The sequence below is a fragment of the Amycolatopsis umgeniensis genome (assembly GCF_014205155.1).
GTDB classification, from domain to species: domain Bacteria; phylum Actinomycetota; class Actinomycetes; order Mycobacteriales; family Pseudonocardiaceae; genus Amycolatopsis; species Amycolatopsis umgeniensis.
Map to the genome: position 1 here is coordinate 8,893,724 of NZ_JACHMX010000001.1, position 20,400 is coordinate 8,914,123.

The 20,400-nt window shown below is 69.1% G+C and carries 21 protein-coding genes; 14 read left to right on the forward strand and 7 right to left on the reverse strand.

From position 1 onward, the window contains the following. The first annotated feature begins 80 nt into the window (after nt 1-80). Genes HDA45_RS40500 through HDA45_RS40510 form a run of 3 tightly spaced genes read left to right on the forward strand, consistent with a single transcriptional unit; the run spans nt 81 to nt 2,734 of the window. Nucleotides 81-659, forward strand: a complete 579-nt coding sequence (locus HDA45_RS40500) for an ArsR/SmtB family transcription factor (protein WP_184904625.1) — start codon at nt 81-83, stop codon at nt 657-659. After that, entirely contained in the window at nt 656-1,894 is a 1,239-nt protein-coding gene (locus tag HDA45_RS40505) for an MFS transporter (RefSeq protein ID WP_184904627.1), read from the forward strand. The genes HDA45_RS40500 and HDA45_RS40505 overlap by 4 nt, the downstream gene beginning before the upstream one ends. 15 nt (nt 1,895-1,909) lie before the next feature. Beyond that, nucleotides 1,910-2,734, forward strand: a complete 825-nt coding sequence (locus HDA45_RS40510) for a metallophosphoesterase (protein WP_184904629.1) — start codon at nt 1,910-1,912, stop codon at nt 2,732-2,734. Nucleotides 2,735-3,410: 676 nt separating this feature from the next. Here HDA45_RS40510 and HDA45_RS40515 read toward each other — a convergent pair. Then, entirely contained in the window at nt 3,411-4,310 is a 900-nt protein-coding gene (locus HDA45_RS40515) for a PAC2 family protein (RefSeq protein WP_184904631.1), read from the reverse strand. Between the two features lie 190 nt (nt 4,311-4,500). On the opposite strand from HDA45_RS40515, the gene HDA45_RS40520 reads away from it, so the two are divergent. The 5 genes from HDA45_RS40520 (at nt 4,501) to hisG (ending at nt 8,417) form a co-directional block, all read left to right on the forward strand. Continuing rightward, entirely contained in the window at nt 4,501-5,181 is a 681-nt protein-coding gene (locus HDA45_RS40520; RefSeq protein WP_184904634.1) for an HAD-IA family hydrolase, read from the forward strand. 55 nt (nt 5,182-5,236) lie between these two features. Beyond that, entirely contained in the window at nt 5,237-6,700 is a 1,464-nt protein-coding gene (locus tag HDA45_RS40525; protein WP_184904636.1) for an AlkA N-terminal domain-containing protein, read from the forward strand. Between the two features lie 11 nt (nt 6,701-6,711). Further along, a complete protein-coding gene (locus HDA45_RS40530; protein ID WP_184904638.1) occupies nt 6,712-7,203 on the forward strand; it encodes a methylated-DNA--[protein]-cysteine S-methyltransferase in 492 nt (163 codons plus the stop codon). 72 nt (nt 7,204-7,275) lie between these two features. After that, nucleotides 7,276-7,539 (forward strand): phosphoribosyl-ATP diphosphatase, encoded by a 264-nt coding sequence (locus HDA45_RS40535; protein ID WP_101607665.1) that lies wholly within the window; start codon nt 7,276-7,278, stop codon nt 7,537-7,539. Nucleotides 7,540-7,571: 32 nt separating this feature from the next. Further along, the gene (gene hisG, locus HDA45_RS40540; protein ID WP_184904640.1) at nt 7,572-8,417 is read left to right on the forward strand and encodes an ATP phosphoribosyltransferase; all 846 of its coding nucleotides are present in this window, start codon (nt 7,572-7,574) and stop codon (nt 8,415-8,417) included. 72 nt (nt 8,418-8,489) lie between these two features. Here hisG and HDA45_RS40545 read toward each other — a convergent pair whose 3' ends face one another. From HDA45_RS40545 to HDA45_RS40555, 3 genes are all read right to left on the reverse strand, one after another. After that, the gene (locus HDA45_RS40545; RefSeq protein WP_184904642.1) at nt 8,490-9,425 is read right to left on the reverse strand and encodes a ParA family protein; all 936 of its coding nucleotides are present in this window, start codon (nt 9,423-9,425) and stop codon (nt 8,490-8,492) included. A 66-nt stretch (nt 9,426-9,491) separates the two neighbouring features. Next, complete coding sequence (locus HDA45_RS40550; protein ID WP_184904644.1) at nt 9,492-10,277, reverse strand: acyl-CoA thioesterase domain-containing protein; 786 nt, start codon at nt 10,275-10,277, stop codon at nt 9,492-9,494. A gap of 9 nt (nt 10,278-10,286) precedes the next feature. Next, the gene (locus HDA45_RS40555; RefSeq protein ID WP_184904646.1) at nt 10,287-11,180 is read right to left on the reverse strand and encodes a RecB family exonuclease; all 894 of its coding nucleotides are present in this window, start codon (nt 11,178-11,180) and stop codon (nt 10,287-10,289) included. A gap of 128 nt (nt 11,181-11,308) precedes the next feature. Here HDA45_RS40555 and HDA45_RS40560 point away from each other — a divergent pair, with 128 nt between their 5' ends. Both HDA45_RS40560 and HDA45_RS40565 read left to right on the forward strand, forming a co-directional pair. Continuing rightward, the gene (locus HDA45_RS40560; RefSeq protein WP_184904648.1) at nt 11,309-12,460 is read left to right on the forward strand and encodes a M50 family metallopeptidase; all 1,152 of its coding nucleotides are present in this window, start codon (nt 11,309-11,311) and stop codon (nt 12,458-12,460) included. 63 nt (nt 12,461-12,523) lie between these two features. Further along, a complete protein-coding gene (locus HDA45_RS40565; protein WP_184904650.1) occupies nt 12,524-13,348 on the forward strand; it encodes a tRNA (adenine-N1)-methyltransferase in 825 nt (274 codons plus the stop codon). Between the two features lie 82 nt (nt 13,349-13,430). On the opposite strand, the gene HDA45_RS40570 is transcribed toward HDA45_RS40565, so the two are convergent. Together HDA45_RS40570 and HDA45_RS40575 are read right to left on the reverse strand one after the other, a co-directional pair. Beyond that, nucleotides 13,431-13,880, reverse strand: a complete 450-nt coding sequence (locus tag HDA45_RS40570) for an MTB12 C-terminal domain-containing protein (RefSeq protein ID WP_184904652.1) — start codon at nt 13,878-13,880, stop codon at nt 13,431-13,433. A gap of 10 nt (nt 13,881-13,890) precedes the next feature. Further along, nucleotides 13,891-14,739 (reverse strand): nuclear transport factor 2 family protein, encoded by an 849-nt coding sequence (locus tag HDA45_RS40575; RefSeq protein WP_184904654.1) that lies wholly within the window; start codon nt 14,737-14,739, stop codon nt 13,891-13,893. Between the two features lie 363 nt (nt 14,740-15,102). Here HDA45_RS40575 and arc point away from each other — a divergent pair, with 363 nt between their 5' ends. Next, the gene (gene arc / locus HDA45_RS40580; protein ID WP_184904656.1) at nt 15,103-16,905 is read left to right on the forward strand and encodes a proteasome ATPase; all 1,803 of its coding nucleotides are present in this window, start codon (nt 15,103-15,105) and stop codon (nt 16,903-16,905) included. A 59-nt stretch (nt 16,906-16,964) separates the two neighbouring features. On the opposite strand, the gene HDA45_RS40585 is transcribed toward arc, so the two are convergent. Next, entirely contained in the window at nt 16,965-17,876 is a 912-nt protein-coding gene (locus HDA45_RS40585; protein ID WP_184904658.1) for a DMT family transporter, read from the reverse strand. Between the two features lie 108 nt (nt 17,877-17,984). Here HDA45_RS40585 and HDA45_RS40590 point away from each other — a divergent pair, with 108 nt between their 5' ends. Genes HDA45_RS40590 through HDA45_RS40600 form a run of 3 tightly spaced genes read left to right on the forward strand, consistent with a single transcriptional unit; the run spans nt 17,985 to nt 20,367 of the window. Next, nucleotides 17,985-19,094 carry a hypothetical protein gene (locus HDA45_RS40590; protein ID WP_184904660.1) on the forward strand — a complete coding sequence of 370 codons (1,110 nt, stop codon included), beginning with the start codon at nt 17,985-17,987 and terminating at the stop codon, nt 19,092-19,094. Next, nucleotides 19,091-19,435, forward strand: coding sequence for a hypothetical protein (locus tag HDA45_RS40595; protein ID WP_184904662.1), 345 nt, complete (start codon nt 19,091-19,093; stop codon nt 19,433-19,435). The genes HDA45_RS40590 and HDA45_RS40595 overlap by 4 nt, the downstream gene beginning before the upstream one ends. Then, nucleotides 19,393-20,367: an aldo/keto reductase gene (locus tag HDA45_RS40600; RefSeq protein ID WP_221471379.1), complete on the forward strand. Its 975-nt coding sequence runs from the start codon at nt 19,393-19,395 to the stop codon at nt 20,365-20,367. The genes HDA45_RS40595 and HDA45_RS40600 overlap by 43 nt, the downstream gene beginning before the upstream one ends. Nucleotides 20,368-20,400 lie beyond the last annotated feature (33 nt).

Here is a 20,400-nt window from a genome sequence, read left to right on the forward strand (position 1 = left end):
GGGCGTCTTGACAGGCTCGCGGCCACCTGTAACTCTGAAAGAGAACTTTCGAAAGACTTCTTTCAGATTGGATCGAGGCGATGGCCGAGCTGCCGCCGCGCAAGCGGATCGAAGACGTCGAGCTCATGCGGGCGCTGGCGCATCCGCTGCGTTCGGCGCTGGTGGACCACCTGATGGCGGTCGGCCCGCGGACCGCGAGCGAATGCGCGGCGGCGGTCGGGTCGACGGCCTCGAACTGCAGCTGGCACCTGCGCCAGCTGGCCCAGCACGGCCTCGTGGAGCGGGTCGAGCGGGAGGACGGACGCGAGCGGCCCTGGCGGGCTTGTCAGGTCGGCATCGAACTCGGCGACGACCCGGAGCTGCGGGGGGCGCAGCTGGCGGTCGTGGGCACCACCCTGGCGCGGGAGAAAGAACTTCTCGAGCGCTATTTCGACGCCGCCGACCAGCTCGAAGGGGAGTGGCGGGACGCGTCCGGGATCAACACGTACTCAGTGCGGGTGACCGCGGCCGAGCTGGACGAACTGGTCCGGAAGATCGACGCGCTCGTGCGGCCTTACGTCGGCGCGATCCGCGAAGACGCACCTGAGGGGGCCCGGCCGGTCCACCTGGGACTGCGAGCGTTCCCGCGTATCGACGCCGAGGGGAAACCGAGCGCGTGAAACCGTTGAGAGAACCCGCCTTCGCGCGGTTGTGGATCGCCGCCTTCTTCTCCGAGACCGCCGAGTGGATGCTGCAGATCGCGCTTCCGGTGTTCGTCTTCCAGACGACCGGTTCCGCGGCGACCACGGCGTTGAGCATCGTGCTCGGCCTGCTGCCCGCGGTACTGCTCAGCCCGCTCGCCGGCGTGGTCGCGGACCGCTGGAACCGGCGGCTGGTGCTGTGCGTGGTGTGCGCGGGGCAGGCGTTCGTGGCGCTGCCGCTGCTGTTCGTCGCGTCCGGCGGCCCGGTGTACGTGCTCTACGGGGTCATGGCCGCGCAGGCGGGCCTGGCCTCGCTGTTCGAGCCCGCGCGTAACGCGCTCGTTCCGGAACTGGTCGCGCCCGACGAGCTGATCGGCGCGAACGGCCTCATGAGCATCAACGGCAGCGTCGCCCGCCTCGCCGGAGGCTGGGCGGGCGGTCTCCTGCTCGGATTCGGTGGCCTGGGCTGGGTCGTGGTGGCCTATCTCGGCGTGCTGGTGGTCGGTTCGGCCCTGCTGGCGCGTCCCTTCCACCGGGTCGCCGCGCCCGTGGCGGCAGGGCCGCACGAGCCGGTGCTGAGAGCCTGGCTCGACGGACTTCGCGAGATCGGCCGCGAAGGGCGCCTTCGTCTCGCGGGTGTCGTCGTGGTGCTGACCTCCCTGGCGCAGGGGATGTTCCTGGTGCTGTTCGTGGTCTTCGTACTCGACATCCTCGACGGCACCGAAGGCGACGTCGGCCTCCTGCGCGGCGTTCAGGCGCTCGGCGGACTGGCCGCGGGGTTCGCCGTCGCCACCGTCGCCCGGAAGGCCACGCCCGCCGCCTTGCTCGGCTGGGGCGGCCTCGCGCTCGGCCTGCTGTCGGCGGTGATCTGGAACCTGCCCGCGCTGACCGTGTCGCTGGGAGTCTTCATCGGACTCTTCGGGCTCGTCGGCGCCCCCGGGGTGCTGGCCGGATCCGGGCTGCTCTCGCTGGTCCAGACGACCGCGTCCCCCGAGCGGTCCGGCCGCGTGCTGAGCACCATGTTCGCCGGGATGGCGGGGTTCACCGCGCTGGGCGCGCTCCTGGCGGGCGGGCTGGTGAGCGTGCTGGGCGCGGGTGTCCTGCTGAACGTCCAGGCGGGCCTGCACGTCGCCTCGGCGGTCACCGTCCTGTGCGTGTCGGCGTCGGGCCGGTTACGCCGTGATGCGGTTTCGGCGGTTCCCCGGTCCGGGTGAAGCTACGGTGGTGGAGTGCCGCATCTCTTCGCCACCAGCGATCTCCACGTCACCCATGAAGGCAACGCCCCGCTCGTCGACGAGGTCGTGCCCCGGACCCCCGACGACTGGCTGCTCGTGGTCGGTGACGTCGCCGAACGCGCCGAATCCGTGATCGGGGTGCTCAAGACCTTGCGGGAACGCTTCGCGAAGGTCGTCTGGGTACCCGGCAACCACGAACTGTGGACCACTCAGAAGGACGAATGCCAGCTGCGGGGCCAGGCGCGCTACGAGCATCTGGTCGAGCGCTGCCAGGAGATCGACGTCCTCACCCCGGAGGATCCGTATCCGGTGTGGGAGCACCAGGAGAAACCGCTGACGATCGCCCCGCTGTTCGTGCTGTACGACTACAGCTGGCGGACCCCCGCGGCCGAGGGCCTGCCGTTGCTGGCGGCCGTCGACCAGGCGCGCGAGGCGGGTGTGCTGTGCACGGACGAGTTCTTCCTGCACCCCGATCCGTACCCCAGCAGGCAGGCCTGGTGCGCGGACCGGGTGAAGATCAGCACGGAGCGGCTTGAGGCGATCCCCGAGGACCACGGGACGATCCTGATGTCGCACTGGCCGCTGCACCGGCATCCGACCGCGCCGCTGTACTTCCCGGAGTTCGCGCTGTGGTGCGGGACGACCGAGACCGAGGACTGGCACCGGCGTTTCCGGGCGGAGGTCGCGGTCTACGGACATCTGCACATCCCGCGCTCCACGGAGGCGGACGGGGTGCGGTTCGAGGAGGTTTCGCTCGGCTATCCGCGTGAGTGGCGGAAGCGCGCTCGGGGGCCCATTCCGCTGCGGCGCATCTTCTAGGCCCTCGTGAGTGGTGAGGACGGTTCTATTGAGGGGTAAGTCAAACCTGTCCCGTCACGGACACCCGAACACACCCGTGACCTCAGAAGCACCAGCAGTCACAGCGAGACCGCATGAAGGCCCCCTTCCCTCGGCTCAGCCGAGGAAACTCGACCTTCACACCTTCCCCGAGTACGTGATGCAGGCAAGTGTGAAAGCAGAGGCTTCGACATAGAGAGACGTGACAACGCCACATTTGACTTACCCCTCAATAACCGTCCTCACCACTCACGAAGCTGTGCGCTCAGCTTGCGAAGCTCGTGCTGGATGCTGGCATGACCTTGATGCCTCGCGACGGTGAAGGATTCAGGACACTGAACGTCCCAATTCCTTCATCGTCGACTTCGACGCCCGACCGGCCGGCGCGACGGCGAGTTCTCGCGGCGGCATGGTCGAGCGTGGAGGATTCAGGACGTTGAACGTCCTGAATCCTCCACGCTCAGCCGCCACAAGGGGTGTCGTGACCGGTACGAGACTGGAGTGCCCCCGCGACCCCGTCGTCCTTGAACAGGTCCGACCTCGGTTCTTCGCTCCGCTTGAAGTCCGTGAAGGCTTCGGATCGACCGAAGCCGGAGTCCAGTAGGTATCTAAGACACCCTTGGCTCTAACCGTCCTCACCACTCACGAGACTGTGCGCTCAGCCTCGCCCCGGACCGTCCTGGCCGGGACGACGACGCCGCAGGTACCGCTCGAACTCGGCCGCGATCTTGTCGCCGCTCACGTCGTCGAGCGTGAACTCGGTCTCCGCGTCACCGCGTTCCTCGAGCCCCCGGACGTACTCGGTGATCTCTTCGTCCTCTTCGGCCATCTCGGTGACCGTCCGCTGCCACTCCTCGGCCTGCTCGGGAAGCGCGCCGAGCGGGATCTCCACGTCGAGCACGTCCTCGAGTTTGTGCAGCAGCGCGAGCGTGGCCTTGGGCGACGGCGGATGCGAGACGTAGTGCGGCACGGCCGCCCAGATCGACACCGCCGGGACGCCCGCCTGCACGCAGTAGTCCTGCAGGACACCGACGATGCCCGTCGGGCCTTGGTAGTTGTTCAGCTCCAAGCCGAACTGTGAAGCGGTGTCCTTGTCGTACGCTGTCCCGGTGACCGGGACGGGCCGGGTGTGCGCGGTGTCGGCCAGGAGTGCGCCGAGGGTGACGACGGTGGCGACGTCCAGTTGCTGGATGTGCTCCAGCAGTTCGGCGCAGAAGGCACGCCAGCGCATGTTCGGTTCGGGTCCTTGGACCAGCACGATGTCCCGGCTGACGCCTTCCGGGCGGCAAACCGAGAGCCGCGTGGTCGGCCAGTCGACCCTTCGGGTGACGCCGTCCACCATGCGTACGGTCGGTCTGCTCACCTGGAAGTCGTAGTACTCGTCCGGACTCAGCTCGGTCAGCGGTGTCGCATCCCAGTTGAGCTGCAGATGCTCGACCGCCCGGCTGGCCGCGTCACCTGCGTCGTTCCATCCTTCGAAGGCGACGATCATGATCGGCTTGGTCTCATCCGGGTGGTCGCGGCCGGGCCGCTGGGTCTCGTCGACGGGCTCACTCACCGGACCAGCCTACGACCAGGTGGCCGTGCGCCGTTGAGCATGTCCGATCGCCTTCGCTAAGGGCGAACCGCCCAGGTGCGTGGTAATGCGACATTCAGGGCAAGATGCCTCGAGATCGGCGTGATCCCCGCTCGGCTACCGTGGGGTACGGAACGCCGAATCGTGCAAGGCCCGATCGTGAGGGGGAGCCGTGACCGAACCGTCCACAAGGGACGGACTCGCCGCCGTGCTGTGGGATATGGACGGCACGCTGGTCGACTCGGAGAAGCTGTGGGACGTCGCCCTCTACGAGGCCGTCGAGAGCCTCGGCGGCACGCTGACCGAGGAACAGCGGTTGAGCCTGGTCGGGTCCAATATGGACGAGACGGCAGCCTTCCTGCTCGAAGTGTGCGGGAAGCCCGTCACCCCCGAGTCGATCGCGGAGATGGGGGAGTGGATCCGCAAGCGCACGGCCAACCTCTTCGACGGCCCCCTTCCCTGGCGCCCCGGCGCGCAGGAGTTGCTCGAACTGTTGCGCGCCAAAGGCGTGCCGATGGCGCTGGTCACCTCCACCGAAAGGTCGCTGACCGAACTCGCCCTCAACACGATCGGCCGCGAGTACTTCGCCGCCACCGTCTGCGGTGACGAGGTCGATGGTCTGAACAAGCCGGACGCCAGGCCGTATCGGCTGGCGGCGGAGTTGCTGGGAGTCCCGGCTTCCCGGTGCGTCGCCTTCGAGGATTCGCCGCCGGGCGCGGCTTCCGCGGCTGCGGCGGGGTGCACGGTGGTGGTGATCCCCAACGACGTCGACGTCGAGCCGGGAGAACGGCGCGTGTTCCGCTCGACGCTCGTCGGCCTCGACGTGCCCGCCTTGACCGCGCTCCTGCCCTGACAGCCATGTCGCATTTCCGCTAGACCCCGGCCGCGAGGTCGGTGATGCTGGCTGGGTGCATGAGGATTTCGAGCGTTGCGTCCGTGCGGTCCAGGCGAAGGACGACCGTTTCGACGGCTGGTTCTTCACCGCCGTCCTGACGACGCGGATCTACTGCCGGGCGAGCTGCCCGGTCGTCCCGCCCAAACCGGAGAACATGACGTTCTACCCGAGCGCGGCGGCCGCCCAGGAGGCCGGGTTCCGCGCCTGCAAACGGTGCCGTCCGGACGCGAGTCCCGGTTCGCCGCAGTGGAACGAGCGCGCGGACCTGGTGGCCAGGGCGATGCGGCTGATCGCCGACGGCGTCGTCGACACCGATGGCGTGAGCGGTCTGGCCGCCCAGCTGGGCTACAGCGTCCGGCAGGTCGAGAGGCACGTCCGCGCCGAACTCGGAGCGGGCCCGCTCAGCCTCGCCAGGGCACAACGGGCGCAAACGGCGCGGCTGCTGATCGAAACGACCGGCCTGTCGATGATCGACGTCGCGCTCGCCGCCGGGTTCGGCAGTGTCCGGACGTTCAACGACACCGTCCGCGAGGTCTTCGCGCTGTCCCCGACCGAGTTGCGGGCCCGGGTGCGCACCGCGCCGGCGACCGCGCCCGGAACGCTGAACCTCCGCCTGCCGTACCGGAAGCCGTTGTTCCCGGACAACCTCTTCGGACATCTGGTCGCGACCGGCGTCCCCGGCGTCGAGGAGTGGCGCGACGGCGCCTACCGCCGGACGCTGCGATTGCCGCACGGCCCCGCCGTCGTCGCGCTCAAACCCGAAGACGGCCACATCGGCTGCCGTCTCACCCTGTCGGATTTGCGGGACCTCTCGACCGCGATCAGCCGCTGCCGCCGCCTGCTCGACCTCGACGCGGACCCTGTCGCGGTCGACGACGCCCTGGCCACGGACAGCCTCCTCGGCCCGCTCGTGGGTGCCGCGCCCGGCAGGCGGGTGCCGAGGACCGTCGACGGTGACGAGTTCGCCGTCCGCGCCGTTCTGGGCCAGCAGGTGTCCACCGCCGCCGCCCGCACGCACGCGGCCCGGCTGGTCGTCGCGCACGGTGAGCCCGTCGACGATCCGGAGGGCGGCCTCACCCACGTCTTCCCGGACGCCGCCGCACTCGCGGACATCGACCCGGAAAGCCTCGCGATGCCGCAGAGCCGCAAGCGGACCTTGCTCGGTCTCGTCGCCGAGCTGATCGACGGCGACCTCGACCTCGGGGCGGGCAGCGACTGGCAGCGCGCCCGGGAACGGCTGCACGCGTTGCCCGGCTTCGGCCCGTGGACCGTCGAGAGCATCGCGATGCGCTCGCTCGGCGACCCGGATGCCTTCCTCCCGACCGATCTCGGCGTCAAAGTCGCCGCGAAGGGCTTCGGCCTCGGCCCGGCCGCGTTCGCCGAACACGCCGAACGCTGGCGCCCGTGGCGCGCCTACGCCGTCCAACACCTCTGGGCGACCGGAGATCACCCGATCAACCGGCTGCCCGCCGCCTGAGCAGGAGCGTCATGCGTACACACACCGTCATCGACAGCCCGTACGACCGGCTGACCCTGGTCGCGGACGACGAAAGCCTCTGCGGTCTGTACATGGTCCAGCAGCGGCATCGTCCGGCCGAGGAGAGTTTCGGCCATCCGGATCCGGGCGCGCCGATCTTCGTGGAGACCGAGAGGCAGCTCAAGGAGTACTTCGCGGGCCAGCGGAAGGACTTCGCTCTGCCGATGAGCTTCGGCGGCACCGAATTCCAGCGGATGGTCTGGCAAGGTCTGCTCGGGATCCCATATGGCGAGACGGTCTCCTACGGCGAACTGGCCGACCGGCTCGGCAGGCCCGCCGCGTCCCGGGCTGTCGGGCTCGCGAACGGGAAGAACCCGATCGGCATCATCGTGCCGTGCCATCGCGTGATCGGCTCGAACGGCGATCTCACCGGCTACGGCGGTGGTGTCGAACGGAAGCGGCACCTGCTCGACTTCGAGCGGGGCGGCTCGACGCTGTTCTGAGGTGTGACGCCGATGGCATCACACCGGCCCGGGGCAGCGCGACGCGGGCGCGGATGGAAGGATCTCCAGACTGTGAAGACCTTCGATGAGCTGTTCGCCGAGCTTGCCGACCGCGCCCGTACGCGCCCCGACGGTTCCGGCACCGTCGCCGCTCTGGACGCGGGAGTGCACGCGCAGGGCAAGAAGGTGCTCGAAGAAGCGGGCGAGGTGTGGATCGCCGCCGAGCACGAATCCGACGAGAGGCTCGCGGAGGAGATTTCACAGCTGCTGTACCGGTTGCAGGTGCTCATGCTCGGCCGTGGACTGTCGACAGAGGACGTGTACCGGTACCTGTGACGCGTTCGCGTCCGGAGAACCAAGGAGAAGCAATGTTGCGTGTCGCCGTGCCTAACAAGGGAGCCCTCGCCGCCGCCGCGTCGGAGATGCTCGGAGAGGCCGGTTACCGCAAGCGACATGAGGCCCGCGACCTGACCGTGCTGGACACGATCAACGAGGTCGAGTTCTTCTTCCTGCGTCCCAAGGACATCGCGATCTACGTCGGATCCGGCGAGCTGGATCTCGGCATCACCGGCCGCGACCTCGCGCTCGACTCCGGCGCCCCGGTCGAGGAGATCCTCGGCCTCGGCTTCGGCGGTTCCACATTCCGGTACGCCGCCCCGGCGGGCCGGGACTGGAAGGCCACGGATCTGCAGGGCAAACGTCTCGCGACCTCGTACCCGCGGCTCGTGCGCGAGAACCTCAAGCAGCACGGGGTGGAGGCGGAGGTCATCCGCCTCGACGGCGCCGTCGAGATCTCGATCCAGCTCGGCGTGGCCGACGCCATCGCCGATGTCGTCGAGTCCGGTCGTTCGCTGCGCCAGCACAACCTCGTGGCCTTCGGGGACCCGATCTGTGTCTCGGAAGCGGTGTTGTTGCAGCGGGCGGGCACCGAGCACACCCGGCCCAAGGATCAGCTGCAGGCGCGGCTGCAGGGTGTCGTCTTCGCCCAGCACTACATGATGCTGGACTACGACTGCCCGCGTTCGCTGCTCGACGCGGCGATCGCGATCACGCCGGGCCTCGAGTCGCCGACCGTCGCGCCGCTGGCGGACGAAGACTGGGTGGCCGTGCGGGCGATGGTCCCGCGCAAGGAGGTCAACCGGATCATGGACGAACTCGCCGAGACCGGCGCCAAGGCCGTTTTGGCTTCGGACATCCGGGCCTGCCGGCTCTAATCCGTTTGCGCGTGAAGGCCCCCTTCCCTCGGCTCAGCCGAGGGAAGGGGGCCTTCACGCGCTAGAGGTGCCTTACCGAGGCCGGTTCGGCTTCTTGGGCATGAGGTCGTAGAGCTTCTTCCGTGCGCCGTTGTCGTTGGCGCTGCGCGTGACCGAGACCTCGGTGATGAAGTCCTCGAAGACGAACTCCTCGTCCGCGGGCACGATCGCCGGAGCCGGGTGGTTCCGCAGGTACCCGTCCAGCGTTTCCGCGATCTCCCGGAACGACAGCGCCTGCAGGGTTTCCGGCGCGTAGGTCGTCACGGGCACGCCGTGCGCGGCGGCCTCGTTCATCACCACGCCGAGCGGGACGTGCGAAAGCATCGGGATCCCGAACGTGTACAGCTCCTGCAGCGCGGCCGCCGCGTAATGCGAGATCGGGCGGCGGTACAGCCCGGGAACGAGGCCGTAGTAGGCGATCGGCGGACGGCCGACGGTCTGTTCGACGTAGCGCACCTGGTCCGAAAGCAGGCGCAGCGCCCGGATGCTCGTCCTGTCCGGCTGCACCGGCACCAGGATCCCGTGCGAGGCGGCCAGCGCGTTGTTGGTCAGCACGTCGAGCGCGGGCGGGCAGTCGATGATGACGTGGTCGTAGTTCGCGAACTGGATGACCCTGGCCAGCTGCCAGCCCGGGACGCGGAACTGGTCCAGCCGCCGGATCAGGTCGAACATGCCCGGCGAGGTGGGGATGACGTCGAACGCGCCGCCCCGGCCGAGGTTGCTGCGCGGATGCCGCACGGCGAGTTCCTCGATCGGGCCCTTCCACACCTTGGTCAGGGCTTTCGCCAGGCTGGGCATATCCGGCGCCACCTCGTCCAGGCCGAGGAGTTCGGTGGTCGCGTGGCCCTGTGGGTCGAGGTCGATCAGCAGCACCCGGCGACCGCGTTCGGCCAATGCGGCCGCCGCGCCCACGCTGAGTGAGGTCTTGCCGACCCCGCCTTTCTGGTTGACCACCGAGGTGATCTGCATGCCGGAGCGCTCCCTCGTCTGTTGTTCCGGGAAGGCTATTGGAAACGAGCTCAGAAAGCGCGTCTATCAGTCCGCCTGTCGCGGTCGCACGAGCAAAGCCTGCGTCCCGGAGGCGATCGGCCCGGCCGTGTCGTGCAACGTGGTCTTCGCCGTGCCGATGCCGTGCGGGCCGATCAGGGTGGCCGCGTCGACGCCGATCCAATCGCCCAGCGGGACGCGGAGGAGGTGCACGGTCAGCTCCGAGTTGATGAACCACCACTCACGCGGGTCGAGGAAGTTCGAAATCCCGTTGCCGGAGTCCGCCAGGACGAACAGCCGCTGCAGCGCGCTCGGCTTCTCCCCGTCGACGAGGGCGACCCGCTGGCGGCCCCAGACCGTCGCCGGACCGGGTTCGTCCAGCGCGCCCTCGACCCGCCGCCATTCGACGGCGTCGAGGTAGCCGCCGTTCCAGCCCTCCGGCCAGTTCGACGTCGGCAGGCCGTCCGGCGACGGCAGGGCGGGACCTTCCGCCGTGGCCACCGCGGTGGTGTCCGAGGTCGCGATGCGCCACGCCGAGGCGCGGGCGACGACGCGTTCGCCGTGGGACAGCTCGGCCGCCAGCCACTCGACCGACCGGCCCGGCCGCTCCACCCACGCCCGCACCGAAAGTTCCTTCAGCGGCGCGGGCCCGAGGATCTCGATCGTCACCCGCGCGAGCTGGCTCGCGTGCGGCGCTTCGACCTCTTCGAGCGCGCGGACCAGCAACGCCGAGGGCGGCCCGAAGTGCTGCGCGTCCGGGGTCCACGGTCCGGCGGTGTGCGGTGTCGGGACGAAGAGACCATCGCCCGACGGCACGTAGAAAGCTTCTGTCACAACCGCACCCTAATCCGCACGGTCCAATACGGACTCTTCGCCGGGATCCGGCTCGGGCCAGCCGGGATAGGGCGGGGGAGTGCCGCCGTACTGCGGGCAGAGCGCCTGGTGATCGCACCACGCGCAGAGTTTGCTCGGATTGGGCCGGAAATCGCCGGTCTTGCCCGCTTTGAGGATCGCCTGCCAGATCGCCTCGAGTGTGCGCTCGAAGCGGACCAGCTCGCCCTCGTCGGGCGTGTAGGCCAGGGACTGCCCGTCAGTGAGGTACATCAGCTTCAGCTGACGCGGCACGACTCCGCGAAGCCGCCAGAGGACCACGGCGTAGAACTTCATCTGGAACATCGCCTTGGCCTCGCCGATCTCGCGGGGCGCGGCGCCGGTCTTGTAGTCGACGACGCGGATCTCGCCGGTCGGTGCCACGTCCAGCCTGTCGACGTAACCCCGCAGCAGCACCCCGGAGCCCAGCTCGATCTCGACGTGCAGCTCGCACGCTTCCGGCTCCAGCCGACGCGGATCCTCGAGACCGAAGTAGGTGTCCACGAGCTGCTCCGCCGAAGAGAGCCACGACGTGACGGCCTCGGGATCGTCCTGATCGAACAGCTCGATCCACTCCGGACGTTCGGCGGACAGGTCCTCCCACGCCGGCGCCAGCAGGTCCTTGGCCTGCGGAGGGGTGCGATCGGCCTGGGGAAGGGAGAACAGGCGCTCCAGCACGGAATGCACCAGCGTGCCGCGGAGCTGGGCCTTCGTCGGGATCTCGGGGAGTCTGTCGACCGCGCGGAAGCGGTAGAGCAGCGGGCACTGCTTGAAGTCGCTGGCACGCGACGGGGACAGGGCCGGCCGACGGCGCGGGACTTCGGCGCCGGGCGGCGGATCGGCGGTGACCGTGTCGGTGTCGGGCATGCAGGGAGGGTAGCGCCGGGTACCGACAGTTCCGGGACCGCGACGCACCGGAGTGGCATGACCGACACCACTCGGACGGGAAGGGCGGGTTACCGGCACCCCACACCTGGGCATCTACGCTCTGACACATGGCGGTGACGGGTGAGCAGGGCCCGCCTCGACGAGGCGTGGCACCAGAGGGTGGTCTCCTGCTGTTCCGCGTCTCCGGGATCCCCGTGCTGCTCGCTCCTTCGTGGTGGATCGGCTCCCTGATCATCGTGGTGCTCTACACGCCACTGGTCGAACGGTTCCTGCCCGGTGCGACGACGCTGACCTCGTGGCTGCTGGCGGCCGCGTTCGCGGTCCTCCTCGGACTTTCGGTGCTGGCGCACGAACTCGGGCACTGCCTGGTGGCGCTGCGCCTCGGCATCCCGGTCCGGCGCCTGCGACTGTTCCTCCTCGGCGGCCTCTCCGAGGTCGCCAGGACTCCGCGCCAGCCGCGGCAGGAAGGGCTCGTCGCCGCCGCGGGACCGGCGGTTTCGTTGCTGCTGGGTGTTTTCTGCGGTCTGCTCATGTTCGCCGTCCCGCGGGAAAGCGCGGCGTGGCTGCTCATCGCCGAATGCGCCGTCGCGAACTTCGCCGTCGGGCTCTTCAACCTCCTGCCCGGACTCCCGCTCGACGGCGGCCGTCTGGTCCGCGCCGGGGTCTGGGCGGCCACCGGCCGCCGGGACAAGGGCACCCGTGCCGCTGTCGTGGGTGGCGGCATCGTCGCGGCCGGACTGATCGTCTGGGCGCTCTGGGGCCTGGCGGCGGGCAGCGGGGACCGCTGGCTCCGGCTCGGGGTCTGTGTCGTGACAGCGTGGTTCGTGATCCTCGGCGCGCGAAGCGAACTCGCCGCCGAAGCACGGCGAGGCTGGCCTGAAGGTGTGCGGCTGAGCGAACTCGTCCGGCCCGTTCTCCAGCTTCCCGCGGAAAGCCCCGTCTCGGACGCGCTGGCCGCTTCGGCCGGCCGTGGGGTGGTCCTGGTGCGTGCCGACGGGGTCGCGGCCGGGCTGCTCGACGAGCAGGCCGCGGCGCATCTGGCCGGAACGTCGCCGCACGCGCCCGCGGAGATGGCCGCGGAGCCGATCCGCGCCGACACCGTGCTGCTTTCCTCGGAGTCGGGGGAGGAGATCGCCGAGCGGGTGCGGGAAACCGCCGCGTGGCAGTTCCTCGTCGTGGACGAGGAAGGCAGGCCCGCGGGCGTGCTCCGGCGCGAGGACCTGCGCGCCGCGATGACCCGCAGCCGACCCCCGGCGTAGCGCGGTCCGGCCACCTGCGAGGATCGGTCGTCGTTCAGAGTTTTGTGTGCATATGGAGGTTCAGTGTCGGTCCGTGGGCCGTTTCGTGTTGGTGACCGGGTTCAGCTGACCGACTCCAAAGGGCGGCACTACACCATGGTGCTCGCCGAGGGACAGCAGTATCACACCCATCGCGGCGCGCTGGCGCACGACGACGTGATCGGGGCGCAGGAGGGTTCGGTCGTCACTTCGGCGGGCGGCAGCCACTATCTGGCGCTGCGCCCGCTGCTGCCGGACTACGTGCTGTCGATGCCGCGCGGCGCGCAGGTGATCTACCCGAAGGACGCCGCGCAGATCGTGATGTGGGGCGACATCTTCCCGGGCGCGCGCGTGCTCGAGGCGGGCGCCGGTTCCGGCGCGCTGACCTGTTCGCTGCTGCGGGCGGTCGGCTCGGAGGGCACCGTCTCGTCCTACGAGATCCGGGACGACCACGCCGAACACGCCGAACGGAACGTGGAGAAGTTCTTCGGCCACAAACCGGACAACTGGTCGCTGACGGTCGCGGACCTGTCGACGCACACCGGTGAGGTCGACCGGGTGGTGCTCGACATGCTGGCGCCGTGGGACCAGCTGGAGACGGTCGCCGCGCACTTGGTGCCCGGCGGGGTACTCACGGTCTATGTGGCGACGGTCACACAGCTTTCGCGGATCACCGAAGCCTTGCGGGACCAGCAGTGCTGGACCGAGCCCGAATCCTTCGAGACGCTCATGCGGCCCTGGCACGTCGTGAGCCTCGCGGTGCGGCCGGACCACCGGATGGTCGCGCACACCGCGTTCCTGCTGACCGCCCGCCGTCTGGCCGACGGCACCGTCTCGCCGCGGGTGCACCGCCGCTCCGGCAAAGGCTGACCGCGCACCAAGTACGTGAAGGCCCCCTTCACTGCGCTAGACGCAGTGAAGGGGGCCTTCATGTACTTGGGGAAGGCGTGAGCTACGGCACGCACCATTTCCCATCGCGCTTCTTGAGCGGGAAGGGGGTGTCCTTCTGGCCGCCGGCGCCTTCGACGTGGACGGTCACGGTGGCGGAATCGCCCCCGACCGTCGGCGGATCCGGGATCGTCGCGGACACCTTGCCCGCCGCCTCCCACTTCCGCTTGAGCTCGGCCAGATCGGCCGACGACTGCTGGACGCAGGTGAGCTTGCCGAACGCCGTCGCGTCGTGATTGACGATGGCCGCGGCGATCGCCTTGCCGACGACCTCGACCGCGGCCACGTCCGGATCCACCGGGACCGGACGCGACGAACTCGGCCACGGCGGGGACACCGCGGTGCTCGACGCGACCGGGTCGGAGCCGGACGGGGCCACCAGCAGCAGCCCCACCACGACACCCACCACGACCGCGCCGCATCCGGCGAGAACGGCGATCAGCCTGCTGGACACCGGTTCCGGGTCAGCCCTTGCCGCCGGTGAAGCACCAGAGCTCGGACTCCTTCTTGAAGTTCAGGTTGCCCGAGTCGGTCTTGCCGTTCTGGGTGACCTTGGCCGGGACCTTCGCGGTGTCGCCGCTGATCGTCAGCTCCCCGGTCTTCTCCATCTTGATGTCCTTGGCGATCGGCACCTCGTCCTTGGTGTTCACGCTGCGGCAGGCCGACTGCGCGACGGTTTTGCCGTCGCCGGCGTTGTAGGCGGCGATGACGGCGTCGGCCACTTCCTGCGGCGTCGCCTTGCCCAGCGGGGCCGGGCCGGAGCCCTTGGACGCCGAAGTGCTCGGCGAGCTGGACTTGCTCCGGGTGGAGGAAGTGGACGGCTTCGAGGACGACGAAGCGGAAGCGGACCCCGTCGGGGCGGCGCTGCTGGAGCCGGCGGGCGGGGCCGCGGTCGGCTTGTCGTCGCCCGAGTTCAGCGCGATGACCAGCGCGGTGACACCGCCGCCGACCAGCACGACCGCGCCGATCGCGATGCCGACGATCAGGCCGGTCTTCTTTTTCTTGGGCGGCTCACCGTAGCCGCCTTCCTGCGGGTAGGCGTTGTAACCGCCCTGCTGCTGACCGTACGGATCCGGCTGGCCGAACTGCTGCGTGGCGCCGGGGTATCCCTGCTGGGGCTGGGGGCCGCTCTGCGGGTAGCCACCTTGCTGCTGGCCGTACGGGTCCTGTCCGTACTGACCGGGCTGCTGCTGGCCGTACTGGCCGCCACCCGGGTACCCCTGCTGCGGCTGGGGGCCGCTCTGCGGGTACCCGCCCTGCTGGCCGTACGGATCCTGTCCGTGGCCGCCGGGCTGCTGCGGCGGGTAAGTCATGGCTGTTGCCCCCTAGCTGTTCTGCGAAAATGCTCAACACGACAGGCCGGTCCGCCTCCCCGGCGAACGTCGGCCCGATGCTAGCCACCGAGCCGGATCGCCGCTCGATTAGGGCCGAACTGATACCGGGAACCCGTTTGCACCCGGACGGAGCCGGGTATTCCGTCGCAGGTCAGGGCAGGTGGACGGATTGTGACCATGGGAGTGTCGGACCCGGCACCGGGATGGCCCCTTGCGCGGCGGGAACGTACGTGCAGTCGGGTCGTCCGGAACGCGACGCGCCGATCTTGTGATGCGGAAAGGCCTTTTATTGTCGGTGATCGCCGGTACCGTGGAATGAAAAGCACTCCGAGGAGGTGCCCAATGCATCATGACCTTCCCGGAGGTCGGCGCGAGGAGGCCGACCCTTCAGAAACGACCGGAGCTGGAAACTTGTCCGACGAGCAGGCACGTCAAGTCCGCTTCCTCGAGGAGGAAGTGGCGCTGCTGCGCCGGAAGCTCACCGATTCGCCACGTCAGAACCGAGTGCTGGAGCAGCGACTCGCCGAGGCGTCGGAACGCGTGAGCCAACTCACGGAACGCAACACGAAACTGGTCGAGACGCTCCGCGAGGCGCGTGGCCAGTTGCTCGCGTTGCGAGAGGAGGTCGACAGGCTGGCCCAGCCTCCGAGCGGTTACGGCGTGTTCGTGACCGCATACGAGGACAACACGGTGGACGTGTTCACCGCGGGCCGCAAGATGCGGGTTTCGGTCTCACCCGCGGTCGAGGTCTCGTCGCTGCAGCGCGGACAGGCGTTGCGGCTCAACGAGGCGCTCACCGTCGTCGAAGGCGGTGACTTCGAGCGGATCGGCGAGGTGTGCGCGCTGCGCGAGGTGCTGGCCCCGGACGTCGAGGGCGGAAGCCCCCGTGCGCTCGTGGTCGGGCACGCGGACGAGGAGCGGGTCGTCCTGCTCTCCGATCCGCTGGCCGAACAGCCCCTCAAGCCGGGCGATTCCCTGCTGGTCGATTCGAAAGCCGGCTACGCCTACGAGCGCGTGCCGAAGGCGGAGGTCGAGGATCTCGTGCTGGAGGAGGTGCCCGACGTCCAGTACGAGGACATCGGTGGCCTCACCCGGCAGATCGAGCAGATCCGCGACGCCGTCGAGCTTCCGTTCCTGCACGCCGATCTCTACCAGGAGTATCAGCTGCGCCCGCCGAAGGGCGTGCTGCTCTACGGGCCTCCTGGCTGCGGTAAGACCCTCATCGCCAAGGCGGTGGCCAACTCGCTCGCCAAGAAGGTCGCGGAAGCACGCGGCGACGCGGCGGACGGGAAGTCCTACTTCCTGAACATCAAGGGTCCGGAACTGTTGAACAAGTTCGTCGGGGAGACCGAGCGGCATATCCGCCTGATCTTCCAGCGGGCTCGGGAAAAGGCCTCCGAAGGCACCCCGGTGATCGTGTTCTTCGACGAGATGGACTCGATCTTCCGCACCCGCGGTTCGGGCGTGTCCTCCGACGTGGAGACCACGATCGTGCCGCAGCTGCTTTCGGAGATCGACGGTGTCGAAGGCCTGGAGAACGTCATCGTCATCGGCGCCTCCAACCGTGAAGACATGATCGACCCGGCGATCCTGCGGCCGGGCCGGCTCGACGTCAAGATCAAGATCGAGCGTCCGGACGCCGAAGGCGCGAAGGACATCTTCTCCAAGTACCTGTCCGACGGTCTGCCGATCCACGCGGACGACCTCGCCGAGTTCGGTGGTGACCGCAGGGCGACGTTCGACGCGATGATCCAGCACACGGTCGAGCGGATGTACGAGGAGACGGACGAGAACCGGTTCCTCGAGGTCACCTACGCCAACGGTGACAAGGAGGTCCTGTACTTCCGTGACTTCAACTCGGGCGCGATGATCCAGAACATCGTGGACCGGGCGAAGAAGTCGGCCATCAAGTCGGTGCTGGAGACCAACCAGCCCGGCCTGCGCGTGCAGCATCTGCTGGACGCGATCGTCGACGAGTTCGCGGAGAACGAGGATCTGCCCAACACCACCAACCCGGACGACTGGGCCCGGATCTCCGGCAAGAAGGGTGAGCGGATCGTCTACATCCGCACGCTCGTCACCGGCAAGAACCAGGATTCGGGGCGGGCCATAGACACCGCCACGAACACCGGTCAGTACCTGTAAGGCGAGAACCGAAGGGGCCCTTCACCGCGACACACGCGGCGAAGGGCCCCTTCGGTATTTCATGCGGCGACAGGTTCTTCGACCTTCTTGCGCGGACTCAGCCGCCCGTGTGCGGCCAGGATCCCCAGGACGACGAGCAGCGCGCCGACGGGCTGGTTCCACGCCAACGGCTCGTCGAGTACCAGGACGCCGAGCAGTACTCCCACAACGGGTGTGAGGTAGGTCACCGCCGACGCGTTCGACGCGCCCCACGCCGCGATGATCGACGCGTTCCAGGCGTAGGCGAGCCCGGTGCCCAGCGCCCCGAGCGCGATCATGCTGAGGACGATCGTCGTGTCGAGGCGCACCGGCGTCGTCGCGATGAACGGCGCGAGCACCAGCATCACGACGGCGCCGCAGCAGACCTGTCCGAGCGCGATGGTCGGCGCGTCGAGGTTTCGCCACGAGATGAACCGCCGCACGTAGACGAACGAGATCCCGTAGCAGGTCGTGGCGCCGAGGCACGCCAGTTGCGCCGTCAGCTCGTGCGAGACGTCGATCCCTTGCCAGACCCCGACGATGGTGAGCACGCCGAGGAAACCGAGGACGAGACCGGTCGTGCGCGCCTTCGTGAAGCGTTCGGACGGCAGCGCCGCGGCGGCGATGAGCATGGTGATCAGCGGTGTCGTCGCGTTGAAGATGCTGGCCAGCCCGGAGGAGATGTACTGCTCCGCCCACGAGAACAACAGGAACGGGATGACGCACAGCAACACCGAGACGACCGCGAGATGGCCCCAGACCGCCGGATCACGGGGGAGTGGTTTGCGGCGCCAGGCGGCGATCGCGATCAGCGCGAGCGCGCCGAGGCAGACGCGGGAGAGCGCCACCTGGGCGGGCGACAGGCCGGTGAGCCCGACTTTGATGAAAAGAAAACTCGCGCCCCAGACGATCGCGAGTGCCGCGAATCGTAGCGAGATACCGAAACGTCCCAATTGTCCTTCTCCTGAGCCTTCGACTTCGAGTTCAGTGAATCGGGAATCCATCGCGTGCTCCAGCGGTTTTCGGACGATGTGTCCGACGCCTCGGCTACGTTGCGGCACATGGGCAAGAGTTTTTACGACTCGGATCGCTGGGATTGGTTCGGCGGCCGCGACGACGTTCAGCGGCGTGAGCGGATCGAGGCCGCCCGGCTCGGGTTCACCCCGTCCGGCCGAGAGTTGCGGCTGACGATCTACGAAGGCGATCGCAAGGCATGGTGGGTGCGTGTCGCACCGGACGGGACGGTGCTCTCGACCGCGCGGCGCGGGCGGATCTCCGGACAGTGGTCCGATCCGGCCGCCGCGCTCGAGGCGGCGGTCACCACCGGTGGCGGGACCGGGTTCGTGCAGGAGGTCGAACGCCGGGTCGTCGCCTGGCCCGCCGGCGCGGCGAGCGCACTCGGCCGGATCGACGGCGTGCCTTGGGAATGCGAACTCGACCGCTACGGCCTGCTCACCCTCATCGGCCCGGCGGTGGCCTGGGCGGACGACCTCGCCTCGGCATCGGATCCGGTCGCATGGCTCGCCGGTCGCGAAGAACTGAGCGGTCTCACCGAAGGCCGGATCGTCAACGGTGACGCGTCGCCGGAAGAGGACCTCGGCCCGGTCTTTCTGCCCGCCCAAGGGGTGGGGCTTCCGGCCGGGAAGGTGCCCGACGGCTTGGACGGCCGGATCGCCGCGCCCGGCCGTGAGCTGCGCATGTCGGGGCACGAACGGGCCAGTGAGCGTTGGAGCCTGCACGTCCTGGCCGACGGGACCCTGGCCGGCGGTTCGGGACGCATCGACCCCGCGAGTCCCGAGAGCTTCCAGCGTTCGGCCGACCCCGCTGCCGCCTGGCTCGAATGCTTCGTCCCGGGCGATCCGGACTTCTGGACCAGGGTCGTCGAAGTCCTCCGGGTGACGATCCCCGCTCCCGGACGTGCCTTGACAGCGTCCTACGGCTGGCTCGGCGACCTGGAGATCTCGGCCGGGGGAGAGGTGGTCGTGGCGGGACGGGAAGGCCGTGCGCTGCTCGACCTCCTGCTGCAGACGGGGCTGGCCGAAGATCCGTTCGGCGCGGTGCGGCGCTCGCCGTCGCTCCTGGCGGGGCGGGTGCCCGGGAACCGGCCGGGTCTCGACGGCGTGGTGGTCACCCTTGGGGAGCGTATAACGCCCTATACTTCCGCGCTGTGAGCGAATCTTCCGGGCGCCCGCGCGCGCCGATCACCGAAGCCGATGTCCTGGCGTGGCTGGAAACGACGGCGGCGGCCGTCCAGTCCGGGGAGGTGAGCGCTCCGGAACTCATCGAGATCCTGGGTGAGCTGCGACGCGCCTCCGCGGCCTGTGCCGACGCGTCCGACTGGGCGCTGCTCGCCGCCAGGGAAGAGGGCGCCAGCCTCCGCCAGATCGCGCCGGTCTTCGGCAAGGGTTACGTTCGGGCTCCGGCGGCCCGCCTCGAAAAGCTCCACCGGCAGGCGCAGAACTCGAGTCAATGGCTCGCCATCCTCCGCCACAAGAACGAAGGAGTCCGGTGACAGACTCGGAAATCGCCGTCGGGCTGGCGGCACTCGGCAGGCCCGCGTACATCAACCTCGGCCGGGTCGACGCGCTGCCACCCGGCCGTGAAATCGAGGCGATGCGCGCGGCGACCTACGACGTGCTGGACGACGCGTACCGCGCCGGCGTCCGCTGGATCGACGTCGCCCGTTCGTATGGTTCTTCGGAGGAGTTCCTCGCCGGATGGCTCGCCGATCGCGCCCACGCGGACGTGACGGTGTCGAGTAAATGGGGCTACCGCTACGTGGGGGAGTGGAAGCTCGACGCGGAAGTGCACGAGGTCAAGGAGCACACCGCGGCAAGGTTCGCCGAGCAATGGGCGGAAACCGTTGGGCTGCTGGGGAAAGCGGTCTCGCTCTATCAGGTCCATTCGCTCACTGTGGACAGTCCGCTGTTCACCGACGAGCGGCTCGTCGGCGTGCTGGCCGAGCTCGCCGCCGACGGTGTCCCGGTGGGGTTCTCGACGTCCGGGCCGGCGCAGGCCGACGCCGTCCGGCGGGCCTTCGAACTGGAAGTGTCCGGAACGCCGGTTTTCAGTGCCGTGCAGTCGACGTGGAACCTGCTCGAACCCTCCGTCGGCCCGGCGCTCGCGGAGGCCCGCGCGGCCGGGAAACAGGTTCTGGTGAAGGAAACCGTCGCGAACGGAAGGCTGGTGGTCGAGCCGCCGCCGACGCTCGCGCGTATCGCCCGGGTCCACGAGGCGGGCCCGGACGCGGTGGCGATCGCGGCGGTCCTGGCGCAGGACTGGCGGCCGGTCGCGGTCATCGGCCCGTCGAGCACGGCGCAGCTCGCGGAGAATCTCGTTGCCACGAAGGCGAACCTGACCGCGGACGAACTCGCGGAGCTGGCCGCGCTCGCCGAGGAACCGGTCGCCTACTGGCGGCACAGGTCCTGCCTCGGCTGGCATTGAGGGGCTGGACTAGTCTCGCGGCAAACGTCCGGC